An 18,645-nucleotide genomic window follows, 5' to 3' on the forward strand; every position below is an offset into this window, starting at 1 on the left:
CGTGCCCCGAACGGCCTTCGGCCGGTCGGCTGACGCTGGGTCAAGGACCCGTGTTCGAGCACCTATCATCGCGCCATGGCCACCGCTGAGCTGATCCGCATCGTCTCCCGCTCCTCACCCATGGCGCTCGCCCAGGTGGAGCGCGTCCGCGCCGAACTCGCCGCCCTGCACCCGGGGCTGCGCACCGAGGTGGTGCCGGTCACCACCTCGGGCGACCGCTGGACGGGCGACCTCGCCCGGCTCGGCGGCAAGGGCGCGTTCACCAAGGAGGTCGACGCCGCGCTGCTCGCCGGGGAGGCCGACGTCGCCGTGCACTGCCTCAAGGACGTGCCCGCCGACCGCCCGCTGCCCGCCGGCACCGTCTTCGCCGCCTACCTGCGCCGCGACGACATCCGCGACGCCCTCGTCCACCCCGGCGACCTGACCCTGGCCGAACTGCCGCCCGGTACCCGGATCGGCACCTCCTCCGTCCGCCGCATCGCCCAACTCGCCGCCTCCCACCCGCACCTGGTGTGCCTGCCGATCCGCGGCAACGCCAACAGCCGGCTGGCCAAGCTGGCGGCCGGGGACGTCGACGCGCTGCTGCTCGCCGTGTCCGGGCTGGAGCGGATCGGCGAGCAGGCGCGGATCACCGAGATCCTGGACATCGAGACGATGTGCCCGCCGATCGGGGCCGGCATCCTCGTCCTGCAGTGCCGCGAGGACGACGTCGTCACCATCGACGCCGTCGCCGGGCTCGGCCACCGCGACACCTGGCGCGAGGCGGCGGCCGAGCGGATGTTCCTGCACGTCCTGCAGGGCCACTGCAACAGCCCGATCGCCGGCTACGCCAAGGCCGAAGCGGACGGCCGGCTCTCGATGCGCGGCCGGGTCTTCAGCCCGGACGGCAAGCAGGTGCTGGACGCCCACGAGTGGGCCGGCGCCCTCGACCCCGAGGACCTCGGCACCTCCACGGCCCTGGCGCTCAAGCGGCAGGGCGCGCAGGACCTGATCGCGGGCATCCCACACTGACGTCCCCGCCTGCTGCGGGGCTGCTGCCCGTTACCGGAACAGCGCCTCGGCGAAGCGGTCCACCTGGTCGACCTCGGGAGACCAGCAGTACAGCATCACCTCGTCCGCGCCGATGGCCGTGTAGCCGGCCACGGCGGCCCGGATCGCCTGCGGTGTGGTGAGCAGGCGGTCCGCCGTCTGGTCGGCGAAGTCGCTGAACGAGTAGTACGCGTGGATGTTGCGCCGGGCCTCCTCGACCGTCTGCTCCGAGCCGAGCGCGGCGTTCACCTGGGCCACCAGCCGGGGCCTGCCGTCGCGGCCGTGCCGCTGCCAGGACTTCTCGACGTCCTGGAACAGCCCGGCCATCGACTCCGGCGGCAGCGACGCGCCGAGGAAGCCGTCCCCGAACCGGCCGACCCGGTCCAGCGCGGCCGGGGCGAAGCCGCCGAACAGCACCTCGGGGCCGCCGGGCGTCACCGGTGCGGGCCCGATCGGGCCGACCCCCTCGCCGTACGGCTCGCCGGCCCACAGGCGGCGCAGCACCGGCAGCTGCTCGTCGAGGCGCCGGCCCCGGCGGCGCGGGTCGATGCCGGCGGCCAGGCAGTCGTCCTCCCGGCCGCCGACGCCGATGCCGAGCGTGAACCGCCCGCCGGAGAGCCGGTCCAGGGTGGCGGTCTGCTTGGCGAGCAGCGCGGTGCCGTGGTGCGGCGCGATCAGCACCTCGGTCTGCAGACGGATGCGGGACGTGGCGCCGGCCAGGGCGGCCAGGGTCACCAGGGGCTCGGGGTTGTCGAACACCAGCCGGTCCAGCAGGCCGAGCGTGCTGAACGGGCCGGCGTCGGCCCGGCGGGCCCAGTCGAACAGCAGGGCGGGGTCGTGGATGGGGAGGCCGAGGCCGATCTTGACGGGTTGCATGGGGGATCATCCTCCGGAGGGCAGGCCGAATACGGGCGCCGCCCCTCCGCGGGCTCACGTGTCGTGCGTGGCCCTGCTCCCGTTCTGCGGCTCTTCGTTCAAGGGAGCGTGCTCGTCAGAGTGCGGCGACGGTAGCGCGAGGTGTGCCACGAGTTCAACGCCTTTTCCGTCGGGCCCGTGCCGGGAATGATGTGCGGGAATTGCGAAGGGGGTTGACGGACAGTCAGCTTGAGCGGGGCGTCGGGGGTGGAGGCGTCGGGACCCGTCGCACCGTGACCGGCAGCGGCTCGGGGGCGGCCCTCAATCGCCCATGACGCCCAGAAGAGCCGCGCGTTCCGAACGGGTCCAGTGCTGTTCGGCCCACATCTCGGTCGAGTCGCCGCGGGCGAGAAACGTCGCCCACGGCTCGTCGCCCTGCCCGCCGAGGCGTTCGATGCGTGTGGCCTCGCGGGACTGGAGGGCATCCAGTGCGTCGAGCACCGCTTCAGGGTGTGCGCCGTAGGCGGCGCAGAGGAGGTGGAGCCGCGCCCGTAGTGTGTCGGCACCGGTGACCGAGGCTCTGTGCTGCTGGTCGAGGGGGCGCAGCGGCACGGCGTACCAGGCGAGTTGGGCCAGGTCGTCGAGGGCGTGGCCGGGTGCTGCGAAGTCCCAGTCGATGAAGCCGGCCAGCCGGTCGGCGTCCCAGATGGAGTTCCACGGTCCGAGGTCCCCGTGGCGGATCACCATGCCCGGCCGCCACTCCTCCTCCTGGCCCTGCCAGCGTGCTCCGGCCGGTGGCCGGAAGTCCCGGACCGCGTCGTGGTATCCGCGCAGCCAGCGTCCGAGCTCGCCGATTCCCGCAGGCGACCGCAGAGCCTGCGGCCAGGGTGCGAACGCGGGTTCGCCGTGAACCAGTGACAGCACCTCGTCGGCACCATCGATGCCCAGTACGCGCGGAGCTCCGGTGAAGCCGACCGCCTCCAGATGGGTCAGCAGCGCGTGCACCGCAGGTGTCCACACGCCCGTCGGCCGCCGGATCGTCTCACCGATCCGGCGAACCGTCGTCACGCTGCCCTGGTCGGTGGCGCCGTCCTCGATCACCCCGCCAGCGTAGTGCCTCCGTCGTCGGCACCCTCGGCGTCAGGCAGGCGGGCAGCGCATGCGCCGTCACGTACGGGACGGCCCTTGGGTCCGGTGCTCGGGCAGCCAGCACTGCGCGTACGCGACGGCGTCCCGGAGGCGGAACAGCCGGGTGGCGGCGGCGCCGACCGTGCCGTGCCGGACGGCCTCCGGCCGGTCGGCCTCGAACGCGGCGCCGAGCTCGGTGAAGTCGCCCGCGTCGATGGTCCGGTCCTCGACCGTGAGCCGTTGCCGGCCCTCGGGCGTCACGGCGGCGAACGCGCACTCCTCGCTCGGGCCCGGCACCCGGTACTCGGCCAGGTGGAAGCAGGTGCAGGAGCCGAAGTCGACGCCCAGCAGCAGGACGTGGGCGTCGCGGTCCTCCAGTCGGGCGAGCGGGCTGGCCTCGCCCAGCCGGCAGTCCAGGGCGTGCCCGTCGGTGATCTCGACGGCGCCCGGGCCGAGCGCGGCGAAGGACGTCTGGGGGTGCGTGCTGCGCAGGGCGCCGGGCCAGGTCCGGGCGGTCTCGGGGACGGCGCCCATCCCGAGCGAGGGGCTCACCCGGGGGTCGAACCCGGGCCAGGACGCCCGGATGTCGGGCCACCACTCGGGCGGCACCGGAGGGTTGCTCCACTCGGCGGGGTCGGAGTTGTCCCCGGTGTGCGTCGGCACGGCGAGGGTGCCGGTCGGCCCGAGGGCGTCCAGCAGGGCCTGGACGACGGCGACCGCCCCGCCGGAGACCCAGCCGAGGGAGCTGAGCGAGGAGTGCACGAGCAGCGTGCCGCCGGGCTCGACCCCGGCGGCGCGCAGCTCGGCGGCGAGGGACTGGCGGGTGCAGAGCGGGCCTGTGACGTGCATGCGGGCCAGCCTGCCGGTCGAGGGCCCGGGGCGCCAGCGGTTATTCCCGGCACCCGGTGCGGGGGCCACCCCCGGGTGGATCGGGGTGCTGGCCGCCTTCGCCGGCAGTGCGAGTCGGCTCCCACCGGCGCCTGTCGACTCCCGCCGGCTCCCATCGGCCGAGGGGCGCCGCCTGCTACCGCTCGTCCGGGAGGAGCGGGAAGAGGCGGGCCACGGCGGCGACCGGGCGCGCGTCGATGGGGCGGTGGGCCGGGTCGGTCTCGCGGTCGCGGTAGTGGGCGAGCACCTGGCGGACGGCCTCGCCGACGGCGGCCAGTTCGGCGGGCGTCAGGTAGAGGACGGTGCTGAACGCCTCGTCCTGTTGCCAGTCCGCCGGGGCCCGGTCGCGGTGGGCGAGCCAGCGCTGGTAGCTCTCGTCCTCCAGGCCGCGTGCGAGTTCGCCGAACTCGTCCTCCCCGGTGGCCTGGTGGGGCGGCTGCGACTGCTGCGGCGCCTGCGGCAGCCGCCAGGGGCGGGCGCGGGCGTCGGTGGCCGGGGCCTCCTCGATCAGGCCGTGGCGGGCCAGCTGCCGGAGGTGGAAGGAGCACAGGCCCGAGCTGTAGCCGAGCCGGGCGGCGGCCTCGGTGGAGGTGAGCGCGGCGGTCTCGGCGAGGAGGCCGAGGAGGGCGGTGCGCACCGGGTGCCGGGGGAGGGCTCCGGTGGCGGGTTCGGTGAGGTCTTCGGTCACTTTGCAAAGTCTGCTACTTTGCAAAGTCTATGACAAGGAGATGACGGAACGTCATCCAGTCGACGAGGGAGCGCCGATGTCCGAGCCGCGTGAACGCCCGACCATCCTGCGGATCACCGAGGTGGGGGAGGAGATCCTCCGCCGCACCTGCCGCCCGGCGACCGAGGAGGACTTCGGCAGCGGGCAACTGGCCCGCCTCATCGAGGACATGGCCGCCACCATGTACGTCGCCGACGGCTGCGGGCTCGCGGCCAACCAGGTGGACGTGGACCTGAGCCTCTTCGTCTACGACTGCCGCGACGACCGGGGCGTCCGGCACGTCGGTCACGTGCTCAACCCGGTCGTCGAGCCGCGAAAGCCCGGCCGCCGGCTGATCGAGGACACCGAGGGCTGCCTCTCCGTGCCCGGCGCCAGCACCGAACTCGCCCGCCCGGACCGGACGGTGGTGCACGGCTTCGACCAGCACGGCACCGCCGTCACGATCGAGGGGACCGGGTACTTCGCCCGCTGCCTCCAGCACGAGACCGACCACCTGGGCGGCCAGCTGTACATCGACCGGCTGTCCGGCCGGGACCGCAAGGACGTCCTGCGGCAGACCGCCGAGCGCCGGGAACGCGTCCTCGCCCAGCGGGCCACCCGGGCCACCCGGGCCACTCGGGCCACCCGGGCGTCGGTGCGGTAGCCGGCCGGCCGCCCCGCGGACCTTGCTGAGCTCGACGACCGGGACGAAGCGCGGGCTGTCGGCCGCCTGTCCGGGAGTGAGGATGAAGCACAGCGGACGACAGCGGCGCTCAACCGCGACGTGGGTCTTGGTAGTCAGCCTGCCGCGCGGGCGGACAAGTCGCGATTGCAGACCGCTCGCGCGTGTAGGCGAGTGTGGTTCCGTCGCGAACTCAACTGGCCGGCGTGACCGGAGACCACATGCCGAGCCACTGCTCGGCGCCCCAGGCCTCGAACCGCTCCACCTCGGTGAACCCCAGCTTCGCCGCGAGGCGCATCGAGCCGACGTTGGCGGTCTGGGTGGCGAGCGCCACCGGCTCGCCGGGAAGCGCGCCGGCGAACCAGCCGAGTGCCGCCGCACACGCCTCGGCGGCATACCCGAATCCCCACGCCCGCGGCAGGAACAGGTAGCCGAGATCGACCTTCCCCGCGGCAGCCGGGCGACGGTGCCCCGTTGCTCTCCTGAGCAGGATCTGGCCGATCATCGATCCGTCGAGATCAACGACGAAGCTCCCGGGCCAACGCTCGGGCACCCCGGACATCTCGCGCTCAAGCTCGTCACGCGGCCGGGGGCCGCCGAGGTAGGTGTGCACCTCTGGCGAGGCGAGCAGCTCGACGAACGCCGCACGGTCCCGGGGCTCGGGCTCACGGAGCACGAGCCTCTCGGTCCTGATCGGCTCAGGCGGCCAAGCGACGGTTCCCAGATCTTCCATCCGCGCACGCTAACAGGTGGTCAAACCAGCCGAACGGGAACGCTTTTCTTCACCTAGATCCGAACCCCGAACAGCACCTGGGGCGAGCTTCGGGGGAACGCCGCCGGACCGGCTTTCGGCCGGTCCGGCGGCGGGTGAACGGGTGAGGTGGCCAGTAGTCGGTCCGTTCTTCTCCGATCGGCGGGGAACGGCCGGTGAGGCGGTTCAGCGGATGGAAGATCCTACGCACCGGACATCCTTGCCGGTCCGGACAGTTCGCGCAGGGCTCCCCCTGTGCGAGGGCCCCGCGCCGATCTCCAGGGCCGCACCGTCACCCGGTCCCGCGTACGCCGGCACTTCCGTGACCAGCGCGTCCGCGTACCCCGGGCGCCCGGCGTCCTATCCTGCGCAGGAAGTCGGGCGGGCCGACTTCCTGCGCACGGGCGCACGAGGGGGCAGCCGCCGGCACGAACCGTCAGAATCAGTAGACCGGTCTGCATATTTTGGCCCGAGGTGCGGGACGCGTGGGTGGGTCAGTGATTGTGGTGGTAGTCGGCGAGGGTGGTGAAGGCCTGCTTGGGGTCCCAGGGGAGGTCGGGGTAGACCGATCCGGGGCGGCGGTCCCCGTAGACCTTGACGATGCCGTAGCTGGCGAGGTCGAGGTCGTCACGGGGGTCGCCGTCGGGGCGGTGCACGTGGTCGTAGAGGGCGAAGGTGAAGACGAAGGTGGCGTCGATGCCGCCGGTGTCGAAGGCCTCCAGGAGCTCGTGCAGGTAGTCGGCCTGGCCGGCCTCGTCGCGCTCGTAGCTGCCGTTCAGGCGGACGGGGCCCTCGGGGGCGTACTCGACGATGTCCAGGCCGAGCGCGCCCCGGTCGCCCGCGCCGCGGTAGCCGGCGGAGCCGAACTCGGTGATGGCGACCGGCTTTCCCTGCGCGGTCAGGTCGCGGACGCCGTCGGCGAAGCGGTCGGCGATCTCGGCGGAGCGGTAGAGGTCGAGGGAGACGAGGTCGAACGGCGCCCAGTCGACGCGCTCCAGCGGTACGGCGGCGTAGGTGACGCGCCCGCCGAAGTGTTCGCGGACGGTTGCCACGGCCTTGCCGAGGAACTCGTTGACCCGGCCGCTGACCGCGCCGACGTGTTCGCGCACGAGCTCGGGCCGGCCGAGCAGGGCGACGCGTTCCTCCGTGCTGTCGCCGGGTAGGAACCCCGGGTTCATCAGGCTGAGTTCGGCCCCCGCGACGAACACCACCTCGGCCCCGCGCCGCCGCAGCCGTTCCGCCCGCTCGGCGCAGTCGGCGAACAGCGCCAGCATCTCCTCGGCGGCGAGCTCCAGCGGGTAGGGGGAGAACCAGACCTCCAGGCCGAGGTCGGCGGCGTATCCGGCGGCGAGCTCGATCCGGTCGGGATCGCCGCCCATGATGCGGACCGCGTTGCAGTGCAGGTCGTCGCGGATGATGCGCAGTTCGCGTTCGACCTCCTTCGGGTCGAACCGCGTTCGAGAGTACGACCCGTTCCTCACGAATCCGGTGTCATAGCTGATGCCTTTGGTGCGCACGGTCTCCTGCCTTCCTGTGGGGCCGGCAAATACGGTACGAAAAGTACCCTAGTTGCCGTGGATCACGGATGGCAAGAAGGATGGGAGGGTACGGACGGTATCGATGGGCGGGACGGGACGGGGTCCATGGCCGGGCAGACACGGCGACGCGGGGCGGCACTGGAGGAGGCGATCCTGCAGGCGGCGGTGGCGGAGCTCACCGAGTCCGGATTCGCCGGGCTGACCATGGACAAGGTCGCCGCCCGCGCCGGCACCAACAAGAACGCGATCTACCGCCGCTGGCCGAACCGCCTGGCCCTCGGCATCGCCGGCTACAAGCAGCTGGCCACCGCCGTCCCGCTCCCCGACACCGGCGAACTGCGCGGCGACGCCCTGGAGTTGCTCCGCCAGGCGAACCGGCACTGGAGCTCCCCGCTCGGCGCGATCCTGCGTGAGCTCCTGGTCGCGGCCGGCGGCGCGACGGAGTTCCTGGCGCAGCTCCAGGACCAGTCCGGCGATGCCGCGGCCGCGCCCTGGCTCACCGTTCTGGGCCGCGCGGTCGCCCGGGGGGAGGCCGCCCCCGAGGCGCTCCACCCGAGGGTCGCGACGGTGGCGGTGGTGCTGCTGCGCAACGAGTTCGTGGTGCGCGGCGTGCCGAGCGCGCCCGACGACGTCCTCGTCGAGATCGTCGACGAGGTCTACCTCCCGCTGGTCCGACGCCGCGGGGAGGACGCCGGCCAAGCCCTGGGGTGACGTCCGGCGCGGGACGGCTCCGCGCCGGGGCGGGAGACGGTGACGGTGACGGGCGAGCGGTACTTCGCGTCGGCGCGACAAGGACGAGGCCCGCCGCCCGCCTTCGCGCGGCTCCTTTCGGCGGACGGCCTGGATCGGGCAATCCTGCCGCTACGCCCGTTCGCCCGCCGGATGCGGTCGGACGGTGGGCAGGTCAGTCACCGGCGGGCAGGGCTGTGCGCTTCCTCAGCAGCCACTGGCCGGCCGTCCTCCGCGGCTGCCGCACGACGACGCGACCGAAGCTCTTCTTGCCGAGCAGTTCCACTCGCAGGGCGATCGGCGTACCGGGGTTCGGGGCCTGGCGGTTCCTGACCTTGCTGAACTCCAGATGCAGGGCGTCGGGATCGACCACGATGCCCGGCTTGACGATCAGCGTCAGGTTCTTGCCGCGCATGTCCAGGTCGATCTGCAGGGTGTCGTGTGTGATCACCGCCTGGGTGAAATCGAGTGTCACCTCGCACCACTCCACGGAGAGCTCCAGCCGTCGCGGCACCACCCAGCGTCCCGCCCGCTCGACCGCACTGAACTTGTGGTCGATCCGCAGGACGTCCTTGGCCGCCACCGCAACCCCACCGGCCAAGGCCGACGCGGCCGGCAGGTCGGCGGTGAGTTCGGTCAGCTCGCCGAGCGTCCGCGCCGACAGGGCGGCCTCCAGGCGTTGGTCCAGTTCGTCCGCGGTCAGCCGGCCGTCGCCCGCCGCTACGCACAGCAGGTCGGCCACCCGATCCCGGTCCGCATGAGAGGCCCGCATCTCGGGCTGCGAGCTGCGGCCAGTGCGCTTTCCGGCGGGCGAGAGCTCTCGCGACATACTTCCCGTCCTGAGCTTGACGAAGGTCTTCGCGCGATGGGGTCAGCGGCGCGGGTGGGAACTAAGACGGACCGGCACATGGTGGGCGGCGTCGCGACGCCCGGGCTGTCGCCTGGACGGCTTCTCCTCGGTCGCCGCAGCTCCGCTGCTACTCCCTCGTCGGCGCCGCCCGGACTCGGCCCGGACACCGCTCCTTCATCCACCCACCGTGTGCCGGTCGGTCTAACGCTATATCGCGATATACGTTCCCGCCAGGCCCGGTCGGAGAGAAGGTGACGGTGGCTGGAGCCGCGGCCGCACGGGTTCGCCGGGTTGTCATCGGCGACCCGCTCCCGTGCCGTTCACGTTCGGCGGCAGCCTGACGGGCACCGTCCTCGTCGGCGGGACCGGGCGGGCGAGGACGGCCTCCTGCCGCAGCGTCAGTCGTTCCCGGCGACCAGGGATTCGGTGAGTCGGTCGGCCGCGGTGGCGTCCAGGGGGGCGTGGCCGAGGAGGAAGCGGTACCAGAAGACGCCGTAGATCTGGTCCACGATCAGGTCGAGGTCGGTGTCCTCGGCGAGTTCGCCGCGATCGCGGCCGCGGGTGAGGAGGTCGCGCAGGGCGGTGCGGCGGGCGGCGGTGAAGGTCTGCATGAGGTCGGCGAGGTGGGGGTCGCGGGCGGCTTCGCGGACGAGGGTGCGCAGGGCCGGGGCGGTGGTGCCGCGTTGGGCACTGTCGAAGGTGGTGCTGATGAAAGCGCGGAGGTCGGTGCGCAGGGTGCCGGTGTCGGGGCCGGGGACGTCCTGGTCGGCGCGGTCGGTGAGGGCGTCGAGCAGGACGGCGCCCTTGGAGGGCCACCAGCGGTAGACGGTCTGCTTGCCGACGCCGGCGGTGCGGGCGATGGCGTCGATGGTGACGGGCGTGCCGTCCGACTCGGCGAGCAGGTGCAGGGCGGCGTCGAGGATCGCCTGGTGGGCGGCCTCGTTGCGGCGGCGTCCGGTGTGCGGGCGGGTCGGGCTGTCCGGAGAGCCCTGGGGGTGGTCGTTCGCCGTCATGGCGTTCCCTTCGTCTGCGCTTTCGCTGTCCCCACTTGACAAGACTAGCAGTCTCGATAACCATCATTACCGGAACTAGCGGTCTCGACAAGATGAAGGACGCGCCACCATGAGTACTACGTCGAACCGCTTCACCGGCCGGCACGTCGTCGTGATGGGCGGCAGCTCGGGCATCGGCGAGGCCTCGGCCGCCGCCTTTGCCGCGGACGGCGCCGAGGTCGTGGTCACCGGCCGCGATCGGGACCGGCTGGACGCCGCCGTCGCCCGGATCGGTGGCAGGACCAGCGGCTACCGGTTGGACGCCGCCGACCCCGAGGCGGTCGCCGCCTTCTTCGCTCAGGCCGGCACCGTCGACCACCTGGTCGTCGCCGTCAGCGGCGCGGCCGGCAGCGGCCCGTTCGCCCAGCTCGACCTCGCCGACCTCGCGACCGGGTTCGACGCCAAGTTCTGGCCGCAGGTCCGCGTCCTGCAGGCGGCCCTGCCGCACCTGCGGTCGGACGGATCCGTCACGCTGATCACCGCCGCCTCCGCCCGCGCCGCCATCCCCGGCACCGCCGGACTGGCCGCCATCAACGGTGCGCTGGAGGCGATGGTCCCGCCGCTGGCCGTCGAACTCGCCCCGCTGCGGATCAACGCCGTCTCGCCCGGCGTCATCGACACCCCGTGGTGGGACCGCGTCCCGGTGGAGCAGCGGACGGCGCTGTTCGAGGGCCTCGCCGCCACCACCCCGGTCGGCCGGGTCGGCCGGGCCGAGGACGTCGCGCGGGCGATCCACATGCTCGCCGCCAACACCTTCGTGACGGGCGTGGTGTTCGACTGCACGGGCGGGGCCAACCTCCCCACCGGGCGTTGAAGCCGGGGAAGTTGAAGAAGTGAGTTGACGTGCCCGATCCGGATCCGGCCCCGGATCGGGCACGTTCGCCAGGCTCGCGGTGTCACAGCTCGCGCGTACGGTGCGACCATGAGCGTCCCCGACCTGATCCCCATCCGACACGAGCCCGACTACCGCACCCGCACCATCGGTCGCTGCCAGGGCGGCCAGTTCTTCGCCTCCGTCGCGGCGGCCTTCCCGGAGGACGGGTTCGACGAGGCCGACTGGCCGGCGCAGAAGCGGTGGTACGCGATACTCCACCGCTTCGACGACGCCGGCCGGCACCTCGACTCGCGCATCCGGTCCACCGGCACGACGGCGGACGGCGAGAGGGTGGTCATCGCGGCTGCCCGCCGGCTCCTCGACGGTTGGCTCGACGCCCTCCCCGGCCGCGCGTACGGGGACATCGCCATCGCGCCGTTCGCCGTACGGGTCGACGGGGCGTTGTTCGGCCTGGTCATCGAGGAGGACGACGGGGACGAAGGCGAGGGGGACGAGGACGGTGTCTGGGCCGAGCTCTACCCCGACGGCCTCGGCTTCCACGCCCCGTGGGACGGCTGCTACGACACCTGAGCCGGCCGGGCCGCCCCGCTCACCACTCGGCCTCGCGGTAGTCCTTGAGGAACACCCCCGACACCGGGTGGCCCGCCTCGCCCCGGACGATCGGGTCGTAGACCCGCGCCGCCCCGTCCACGATGTCGAGCGGGGTGCGGAAACCCCGGGCGGCGAGGTGGGCCTTCTTGGGGGCCGGGTTCTCGTCGGTGATCCAACCGGTGTCGACGGCGCACATGTGGACGCCCTGGGGGGCGAGTTCGGCGGCGCTGGTGCGGGTGAGCATGTTGAGGGCGGCCTTGGCCATGTTGGTGTGCGGGTGGCGCGCGGTCTTGTTCCGGACGGCGAAACGGCCCTCCACGGCCGTCACGTTGACGATGTAGCGCGCGGGGCGGGGGGAGACGAGGAGCAGGGGGAGGAGGCGGTCGCAGAGGAGGGTGGGGGCGAGGGCGTTGACGAGTTGGGTCTCCAGCACCTCCGCCGGGTCCAGGGCGCCGAGGCGGACGGACCAGGAGTTGGCGGGGGAGGGGTCGGGCAGCAGCCCGGCCTCGTCCGGGACGTCGGAAAGGCCGGGGACGTCGGAAAGGCCGGGGAGGCCCGGGAGATCGAGCAAGGACGCGGCGCCGGACGGAAGCCGGGCAGGCTCGGACAGAGGGCGGAAGCCGGGGGCGTGGGTGACGGCCCGGCGGTCGGGGGAGGGCAGGGCGGTGCGCTCGCCGGCGGCCAGCAGGGCGTAGGACTCGGGCGGGCGGCGCAGGGTCTGGGCCGCGTTGTTGACGAGGATGTCGAGTGGGCGGCCGTCGGCACGCAACTGCTCGGTGAGGCCGAGGACCTGGCGCGGGTCGCGGAGGTCGATGCCGACGACGGTGAGGCGGTCCCACCACTGTGCGCTGCCGGCGGCGGCGCGGAAGCGGCGGACGGTGTCGTGCGGGAAGCGGCTGGTGACGGTGAGGTCGGCGCCGTCGCGGAGCATCATCAGGGCGAGTTGGAAGCCGATCTTCACCCGCCCGCCGGTGAGCAGGGCGCGGCGGCCGCGCAGGTCGGTGCTGAGGGCGCGGCGGGTGGTGTTGTCGGCGGCGCAGCCGGGGCAGAGCATGTGGTAGAAGCCGTCGACCTGACGGTAGGGCTGCTTGCAGACGTAGCACTTGCGCGGTGTCCGCAGCTCGCCGACGGGTCGGCCGGCGGGGGCGAGCGGGGTGTCCTCGCGGCGGTTGCGGGCGCCGGTGGCGGTGGTGGCGAGGAGCTCGTCGTCGGCTTGCCGGACGGCCTGCTTGGCTTCCTGGCGGCGGCGCTTGCGGCTCTCCATGACGAAGGAGCTGAGCTGCCGCTCGGCGTGCAGGCGGGTGCGGTCGTGCGCGGGGAGGGCGCGCAGACGGCCGAGGGTGCGGTTGAACGCGGCGAGTTCCTCGGCGCTGAGGCCGGCGGCGCCGGCGGCTTCGGTGGCCGCCGTGATGGTGATGCGCTGGTTCTCGTCGTCCCGGACCGTCGTGCCGGTCATGTCCGCCCCCTCGTGCCGTGCAGGTGGGAGGGACTGTAGTGGACGGTCCGGGACGATGAGATGCCAATTAACGGCGGCCGCCGGCGCGCCGGCACCCCGACCGCTGACGCGGGTCAGCCCGTGTACTGGGCGAAGATCTTCGCGAACTCGTACGGCTGCTGCGGGATGTTGGTGCACTTGGAGAGCGAACCGCCGGTGCAGGCGTTGGCGTCGCGGGTGGCGTCCCAGAAGGCGAGCAGGCCGAGGTGGTTCTGCTTGGCGAAGGTCACCAGCTGCTGGGCGGCGGCCTGGTTGTAGATCTGGTGGTCGTCGTTCTCGCCGAGCATCGGGGTGACGCCGACCATGGCCCACAGCTGGGCGTCGGTCTTCGCCGGGTAGAGCGCCTTGAGCTGGCCGAACAGGGCCTGGGCGGCCTGCACGGCGGCGTTGCCGTAGTCGGTGCCGGCCCGGTAGTAGTCCATCGCCATGATGTTCACCAGGTCGACGTTCACCCCGGCGTCGCGGGCGGACTTGACGATGGCGACGCCGTCGGCGGTCAGGCCCTCGGGCAGGACGGGCAGCGTGAACGACACCTTGAGGCCGGGGTGGGCCTGCTGGAGCTTGGCGAGCGCGGCGGAGCGGCGGTCGTTGGAGGCGGTGTCGGCGATGGCCGCGCCCTCGATGTCGAAGTCGACGTAGCGCAGGTTGTAGGCGTTGACCACGGCGTCGTACTCGGCGAACAGCGAGTCCACGGTGGTACAGGCGGCGGCGAGTTCGGTGCCGCTGGCGCCGCCGAAGGAGAGCTTGACGTCGCCGCCGGCCGCGCGCAGCGCGTCGATCTGGTCCTTGGCCCAGCCGGTGCGCGGGTCGTAGGCGTTGAACCAGCTGGCCTTGCAGCCGACGCCGGTGACGAAGCCCATGGTGTAGGCCTTGAGGTTGCCGGACTCGGCCATGTCGGGCATGGACGGGGTGGGCCAGGCGCCCATGTCGATGTACGGCGCGACGGGGACGGCGACGTTCGGCGGCGGGGTGGTCGGGCCGCCGGTGGGCGTGCCGGTCGGCGTGCCCGAGGTGGGCGGCGGGGTGCTGGGGCCGCCGCCGGGGCCGGTGAGCGTGATGTCGTCGGCCAGGTAGGCGCCCTGCCCGTACCAGCCGTGCAGGTAGACGGTGACGCTGGTGGTGGCCGGGCCGGTGGTGAAACTGGTGGACAGCTGTTGCCAGTTGGCGCCGCCCGGGGTCCAGGTGGCCGGGTCGGTGACGCCGCTGCCGGTGGCGCCGAGGTAGACGTACTGGCCCTGCACCCAGGCGCTGAGGTTGTACGTGGTGTTGGGCTGGACGCTGACGGTCTGGCCGCACTGCGCGGTGTCGCTCGCGCTCACCGCCCCCTTGAGCGCGTAGCTGCCGCTGTGCGCGCCGGAGTTGACGACGCTGCCGGTTCCGGCGGAACAGCTCCAGGGGCTGAGCGTGCCGCTTTCCAGGCCGGGGTTGGCGAGCAGGTTGCCGTCGGCGGCGCCGGCGTTCCCGGCGAGCGCGGCGAGGCCGCCGGCGGCCAGTGCGGTGGCGGCGGCGAGGCTCAGCAGCTTGGTGCGGCCGGCGGGGCGGCGGTGCGTGGGGGCGGGCTGGGGCGCGCTGGGCATGGGGGTGCCTCTCGGGACGTGGGGCCGCCCGCGCAGCGAGGGGGGAGACGCGGGGCGGGCGGCAGCTTGGGGGCTGGTCCGGTGCGGGGGAGGAGCGCGGTGCTGAGCATCAAACTGGACTAGACCAGCTGTGCACGTCAAGCACTTCCGGGGCATCGAAAGCCCGCTGTGGGAAGGTTTTAGGAACGGTTTAAGGCGCCGCGCCGAACGCCCGGCCGAAGCTCCTTCGCAACCCCCGGCCGAAGCTCCGTCGGACCCCCGGCCGAAGCTCCGCCGAAATCCCGGCCGTGCGGGACGGCGGGAGGAACGCCGGTGGGCCGGCGGCCTGGGCCGCCGGCCCACCGGGCCCGGCATTCACCGGATCAGCGGATCAGCTGATCACCCGCAACACGGCTTGCACTCCTTGACCTGGACGTCGTCCACGACCGGGCCGGCCGCGCCGGTGGTGGTGCTGGCGAAGGTCAGCGTGGTGGAGGCGCCCTGCGCGACGAAGCTCAACTGGCGGCCCACGTAACCCATGGCGGCCGGTGTCTTGCCGGTGATGTCGAAGGAGAAGTCCTGGAAGTCCTGGCCGTCGACGAGCACCCGGCCGGTCTTCACGGCCGGCGCGGCTGCGGGGTTGCCGGCCAGCGCGTACGTCACGGAGTACGTGGCGCCCGGGACGGTGGTGAAGGTCTGGGCGACGGCGCCGGTGTTGGAGCCGTTGAGGTCCACCGACTGGTCGCCCTCGGCGGCCTGCCAGAAGCCGGCGCCGATCAGGTCGACGCTGCCGCTGGTGACCCTCCACGGGCCGATGCTCTGACCGGCGGTCAACTCGGTGAAGCTGTTCGCCGGGACCTTGGGCGACTCGAAGCTTCCGTCGTCGAAGCGGCTGAGGGCGCGGTGGCCGCCGGCGGCCTGCGCCGGGACGGCCACCGCGGTGGCACCGGCCACGAGCAGGGCGACGGCGGCGAGGCGGGCGCGCGAGAACGACATGGGTTTCTCCCCAACTGGTCTGCCGAATGGATGAGCCGATGATCGGCTGCGCACAGAGCGTCCGCCGCCGCGGTGAAGCCTGCCAAGGCCGGAGAGGTGGCGCCCGGTGGTGCGGAGAGCCCGCCGACGGGCTCTTGCGCGCCGGTTTGACGGGTGGTCGCCTGTGCCCGCCCGGCGCCGGGCGGTGGTGGGAACGCACAGGTCCGACAGTCGGGCCACCGGGCACGGTGGTGAGAACCGACGTACGCGCTCCATGGGTGCCTCGGGCGCATCCCACCCTAGGGTGAGCCGATGACGACTCATATGATCAACGACCCCTTTGGCGGCCCGCGGATCTGCTTCATCGGCGACTCCTTCGTCCAGGGCCTCGGCGACCCGGAGTTCCGTGGCTGGGTCGGCCGCGTCCTCCAGGCCGCCGCACCGGGCGCCACCGCGTTCAACCTCGGCGTCCGGCGCGACAGCTCGGCGGACGTCCTGAACCGCTGCTGGGCCGAGGTCGAGGCCCGCACCCGGCCCGGGGCCGACAACCGGCTGGTGATCTCCGTCGGGGCCAACGACGCGATGGCGCAGGACGACGCGATGACCTGGTCCGCCGAGCCGGCCCCGGGCACCGCGCCGACGCAGGGCGCCGTCCAGCAGGACGACCGGCCGACCCGGGGCAGCGCGCCGCGCGTCGCGCACGACCGCACCCTGGCCAACCTCGCCGCCCTGCTGGACGGCGCCCGCGGGCGCGGGATCGGTGTCCTGGTGGTCGGCCCGCCGCCGGTGGTGTGCGGGGGAGCGGAGCACCTGGCACGGCTGCTGCGGCTCGCCCCCGCGCTGGCCGCGCTCTGTGCCGGGGCCGGCGTGCCGTTCATCGACGTCACCCGGGCGCTGGCCGAGGACCCGGTCTGGGTGGCGGAGGCCGGTGCCGCGGACGGCGCGCACCCGGGTGCGGGCGGGTACGGACGGCTGGCGGAGCTGGTGCTCGGCGGCGGGTTCGGCGACTGGATCCGGTCGGAGCCCGGACGGGTCTGACCTCCGGTGCCGGTACGGGCCTGGCCTCCGGTGCCGGTACGGGCTTGGACCCAGTGGCCGGTACGGGCTTGACCTTGAGTGCACTCCAAGGTGAAAGCTGGACGCATTGATCCACCGCACCACCTCCGCAGACCCGCACACCACGATCGGAGCACCGTCATGCGCAAGGCCACGTTCGGCACCAACGGCCCGGAGATCGGCGTCATCGGCCTCGGCTGCATGGGGATGACCTGGGCCTACGACGTCCAGAGCCGGGACGACGAGAACTCCGTCCGGGTGATCCGGCAGGCGCTGGACCTCGGCGTCACCCTGATCGACACCGCCGACATGTACGGCCCGTACACCAACGAGGAGGTGGTCGGCGCCGCCCTGGCCGGCCCGTACCGGGAGCGCGCGTTCCTCGCCACCAAGGTCGGCATCGTCCCGGGCGAGGTCGGCCAGTCGGGGGCCCGCGACGGCAGCCCCGAGCACGTGCGCCGCTCGATCGACGAGAGCCTGCGCCGCCTCGGCACCGACCACGTCGACCTCTACCAGCTGCACCGGGTCGACCCGGCCGTCCCGATCGAGGAGACCTGGGGCGCCCTCGCCGAGACCGTCGCGGCCGGCAAGGCCCGCCGGATCGGGCTCTCCGAGGTGACCGTCGAGGAGATCAAGCGGGCCCAGTCGGTGCACCCGGTGGCGTCCGTGCAGTCCGAACTCTCGCTCTGGACCCGGGACGTGCTGGCCGAGGTGCTGCCGTACACCGAGGAGCAGGGCATCGCCTTCCTGCCGTTCTCGCCGCTCGGCCGGGGCTTCCTGACCGGCAGCATCTCCTCCTTCGAGGAGCTGCCCGCGGACGACTTCCGCCGCCGGCTGCCGCGTTTCCAGCAGGACGCGCTGAAGGCGAACCTGGCGTTGGTGGGGAAGGTCAAGGAGGTCGCCGAGCGGGTCGGCGCGACGCCCGCCCAGGTGGCGCTGGCCTGGGTGCTGGCGCAGGGCCGGTACGTCTTCCCGATCCCGGGCACCAAGACGCCGCGCTACCTGGTGGACAACGCGGGCGCGGCCGAGGTCGTGCTCTCGGCGGCCGACCTGGCCGAACTGGACGCGCTGCCGACGCCGACCGGCGAGCGCTACTGAGCCGAGCGGGCGGAGCGGCCGGAGCGTACGAGGCGGGAGGAGCGGGCGGTCCGGGGCTTGTGCGCCCCGCCCCGGGTCACCGTCCGGACCCCCTGATCCAGATCAGCTGCCGCCCGGTCTCGGCAGGAGCCCGGACGGCGGCCTCGGCGACCCGGTCGAGCCGGTAGCCGAGCTTGCGCGGGATGGCCGCGCTGGCGCCGTTCGCCTCGTCGCAGTGGATCTCCACCCGCGCGATGCCGGGCAGGGCCAGCGCGGCCTCGGTCAGTGCCCCGGCCGCGGTGGTGGCGATGCCGCGGCCGGCGTGCCGGGCGGCGACCCAGTAGCCGATCTCCAGCGCGCCGGGGCCGATCCGGCCGTGCAGGCCGAAGGCGCCGACCACGCCGCCGGGCTCGCTGTCCAGGCCGACCAGGTACATGAAGTCGGTGCCGGCCTCCCAGGCGAGGGAGCCGGCCCGGGCCAGCTCGGCGGTCTGCGCCCGGGTGGGGGCTTCGGCCGCCCACTCCATCCAGGGCCGCAGGTGGTCCAGGTTGGCGCGGACGGCCTTGTTGAGCGCCACCGCGTGGCTGCTGCGGCGGCGCAGCAGCGAGATCCCACCGGGCAGCCGCAGCGACTCGGGCGGCCGCCCGGTGGTGACCTCCCCGCCGGGACGCCGTTCGTCGGTGCCCGCAGCACCGGGGCGCCGCCCGGTGGCGACCTCGTCGGAGCCGGGGGTGTGGCGCGGAGCGGGCGGGTACTCGCAGGACCGTTGTCGCGGGTGGCTCATGACCGCGATTATGTCCTTGGCCGGAACCTGTCACCAACGGACTTCCCCGCCGCCGGCGCACCCCTCGG

19 protein-coding genes are annotated in these 18,645 nt (G+C 73.3%); 7 read left to right on the top strand and 12 right to left on the bottom strand.

Annotated elements, in window-relative coordinates:
• The first annotated feature begins 75 nt into the window (after window positions 1-75).
• Entirely contained in the window at window positions 76-1,011 is a 936-nt protein-coding gene (gene hemC, locus ACIO5E_RS03415) for a hydroxymethylbilane synthase (protein ID WP_400663112.1), read from the top strand.
• Between the two features lie 30 nt (window positions 1,012-1,041).
• Here hemC and ACIO5E_RS03420 read toward each other — a convergent pair whose 3' ends face one another.
• The 4 genes from ACIO5E_RS03420 to ACIO5E_RS03435 all read right to left on the bottom strand — a co-directional run bounded on the left by ACIO5E_RS03420 (window position 1,042) and on the right by ACIO5E_RS03435 (window position 4,588).
• Window positions 1,042-1,905 (bottom strand): LLM class flavin-dependent oxidoreductase, encoded by an 864-nt coding sequence (locus ACIO5E_RS03420; protein WP_400663114.1) that lies wholly within the window; start codon window positions 1,903-1,905, stop codon window positions 1,042-1,044.
• 300 nt (window positions 1,906-2,205) lie between these two features.
• Window positions 2,206-2,985 (bottom strand): phosphotransferase, encoded by a 780-nt coding sequence (locus ACIO5E_RS03425; protein WP_400663117.1) that lies wholly within the window; start codon window positions 2,983-2,985, stop codon window positions 2,206-2,208.
• Between the two features lie 66 nt (window positions 2,986-3,051).
• On the bottom strand, window positions 3,052-3,861 hold the full coding sequence (locus ACIO5E_RS03430) for an aminoglycoside N(3)-acetyltransferase (protein WP_400663119.1): 810 nt from the start codon (window positions 3,859-3,861) through the stop codon (window positions 3,052-3,054).
• A gap of 175 nt (window positions 3,862-4,036) precedes the next feature.
• Window positions 4,037-4,588 carry a helix-turn-helix domain-containing protein gene (locus ACIO5E_RS03435; RefSeq protein ID WP_400663122.1) on the bottom strand — a complete coding sequence of 184 codons (552 nt, stop codon included), beginning with the start codon at window positions 4,586-4,588 and terminating at the stop codon, window positions 4,037-4,039.
• Window positions 4,589-4,664: 76 nt separating this feature from the next.
• Here ACIO5E_RS03435 and def point away from each other — a divergent pair, with 76 nt between their 5' ends.
• Complete coding sequence (gene def, locus ACIO5E_RS03440; protein WP_400663124.1) at window positions 4,665-5,270, top strand: peptide deformylase; 606 nt, start codon at window positions 4,665-4,667, stop codon at window positions 5,268-5,270.
• A gap of 211 nt (window positions 5,271-5,481) precedes the next feature.
• On the opposite strand, the gene ACIO5E_RS03445 is transcribed toward def, so the two are convergent.
• Together ACIO5E_RS03445 and ACIO5E_RS03450 are read right to left on the bottom strand one after the other, a co-directional pair.
• Window positions 5,482-6,021: a GNAT family N-acetyltransferase gene (locus tag ACIO5E_RS03445; protein WP_400663127.1), complete on the bottom strand. Its 540-nt coding sequence runs from the start codon at window positions 6,019-6,021 to the stop codon at window positions 5,482-5,484.
• Window positions 6,022-6,533: 512 nt separating this feature from the next.
• Window positions 6,534-7,556: a hypothetical protein gene (locus ACIO5E_RS03450; RefSeq protein WP_400663130.1), complete on the bottom strand. Its 1,023-nt coding sequence runs from the start codon at window positions 7,554-7,556 to the stop codon at window positions 6,534-6,536.
• Window positions 7,557-7,682: 126 nt separating this feature from the next.
• Between ACIO5E_RS03450 and ACIO5E_RS03455 the strand changes: the two genes are divergently transcribed.
• Window positions 7,683-8,288 carry a TetR/AcrR family transcriptional regulator gene (locus tag ACIO5E_RS03455; RefSeq protein WP_400663133.1) on the top strand — a complete coding sequence of 202 codons (606 nt, stop codon included), beginning with the start codon at window positions 7,683-7,685 and terminating at the stop codon, window positions 8,286-8,288.
• A gap of 193 nt (window positions 8,289-8,481) precedes the next feature.
• On the opposite strand, the gene ACIO5E_RS03460 is transcribed toward ACIO5E_RS03455, so the two are convergent.
• The gene (locus ACIO5E_RS03460; RefSeq protein ID WP_400663136.1) at window positions 8,482-9,135 is read right to left on the bottom strand and encodes a DUF1707 domain-containing protein; all 654 of its coding nucleotides are present in this window, start codon (window positions 9,133-9,135) and stop codon (window positions 8,482-8,484) included.
• Window positions 9,136-9,554: 419 nt separating this feature from the next.
• The gene (locus tag ACIO5E_RS03465; protein ID WP_400663138.1) at window positions 9,555-10,169 is read right to left on the bottom strand and encodes a TetR/AcrR family transcriptional regulator; all 615 of its coding nucleotides are present in this window, start codon (window positions 10,167-10,169) and stop codon (window positions 9,555-9,557) included.
• A gap of 109 nt (window positions 10,170-10,278) precedes the next feature.
• Between ACIO5E_RS03465 and ACIO5E_RS03470 the strand changes: the two genes are divergently transcribed.
• Window positions 10,279-11,022, top strand: a complete 744-nt coding sequence (locus ACIO5E_RS03470) for an SDR family oxidoreductase (protein ID WP_400663141.1) — start codon at window positions 10,279-10,281, stop codon at window positions 11,020-11,022.
• A gap of 108 nt (window positions 11,023-11,130) precedes the next feature.
• Window positions 11,131-11,613, top strand: a complete 483-nt coding sequence (locus tag ACIO5E_RS03475) for a hypothetical protein (RefSeq protein ID WP_400663144.1) — start codon at window positions 11,131-11,133, stop codon at window positions 11,611-11,613.
• 19 nt (window positions 11,614-11,632) lie between these two features.
• Here ACIO5E_RS03475 and ACIO5E_RS03480 read toward each other — a convergent pair whose 3' ends face one another.
• From ACIO5E_RS03480 to ACIO5E_RS03490, 3 genes are all read right to left on the bottom strand, one after another.
• Window positions 11,633-13,090 (bottom strand): SDR family oxidoreductase, encoded by a 1,458-nt coding sequence (locus ACIO5E_RS03480; protein WP_400663147.1) that lies wholly within the window; start codon window positions 13,088-13,090, stop codon window positions 11,633-11,635.
• A 113-nt stretch (window positions 13,091-13,203) separates the two neighbouring features.
• Window positions 13,204-14,706: a carbohydrate binding domain-containing protein gene (locus tag ACIO5E_RS03485; protein WP_400663150.1), complete on the bottom strand. Its 1,503-nt coding sequence runs from the start codon at window positions 14,704-14,706 to the stop codon at window positions 13,204-13,206.
• A 378-nt stretch (window positions 14,707-15,084) separates the two neighbouring features.
• Entirely contained in the window at window positions 15,085-15,681 is a 597-nt protein-coding gene (locus ACIO5E_RS03490) for a choice-of-anchor C family protein (RefSeq protein WP_400663152.1), read from the bottom strand.
• A 291-nt stretch (window positions 15,682-15,972) separates the two neighbouring features.
• On the opposite strand from ACIO5E_RS03490, the gene ACIO5E_RS03495 reads away from it, so the two are divergent.
• Both ACIO5E_RS03495 and ACIO5E_RS03500 read left to right on the top strand, forming a co-directional pair.
• Complete coding sequence (locus tag ACIO5E_RS03495) at window positions 15,973-16,698, top strand: GDSL-type esterase/lipase family protein (protein WP_400663154.1); 726 nt, start codon at window positions 15,973-15,975, stop codon at window positions 16,696-16,698.
• 159 nt (window positions 16,699-16,857) lie between these two features.
• Window positions 16,858-17,814 (top strand): aldo/keto reductase, encoded by a 957-nt coding sequence (locus tag ACIO5E_RS03500; RefSeq protein WP_400663156.1) that lies wholly within the window; start codon window positions 16,858-16,860, stop codon window positions 17,812-17,814.
• A gap of 76 nt (window positions 17,815-17,890) precedes the next feature.
• Here ACIO5E_RS03500 and ACIO5E_RS03505 read toward each other — a convergent pair whose 3' ends face one another.
• Window positions 17,891-18,577: a GNAT family N-acetyltransferase gene (locus ACIO5E_RS03505; RefSeq protein ID WP_400663158.1), complete on the bottom strand. Its 687-nt coding sequence runs from the start codon at window positions 18,575-18,577 to the stop codon at window positions 17,891-17,893.
• Window positions 18,578-18,645 lie beyond the last annotated feature (68 nt).

It is taken from the genome of Kitasatospora sp. NPDC087314 (assembly GCF_044744365.1).
Lineage (GTDB): Bacteria > Actinomycetota > Actinomycetes > Streptomycetales > Streptomycetaceae > Kitasatospora.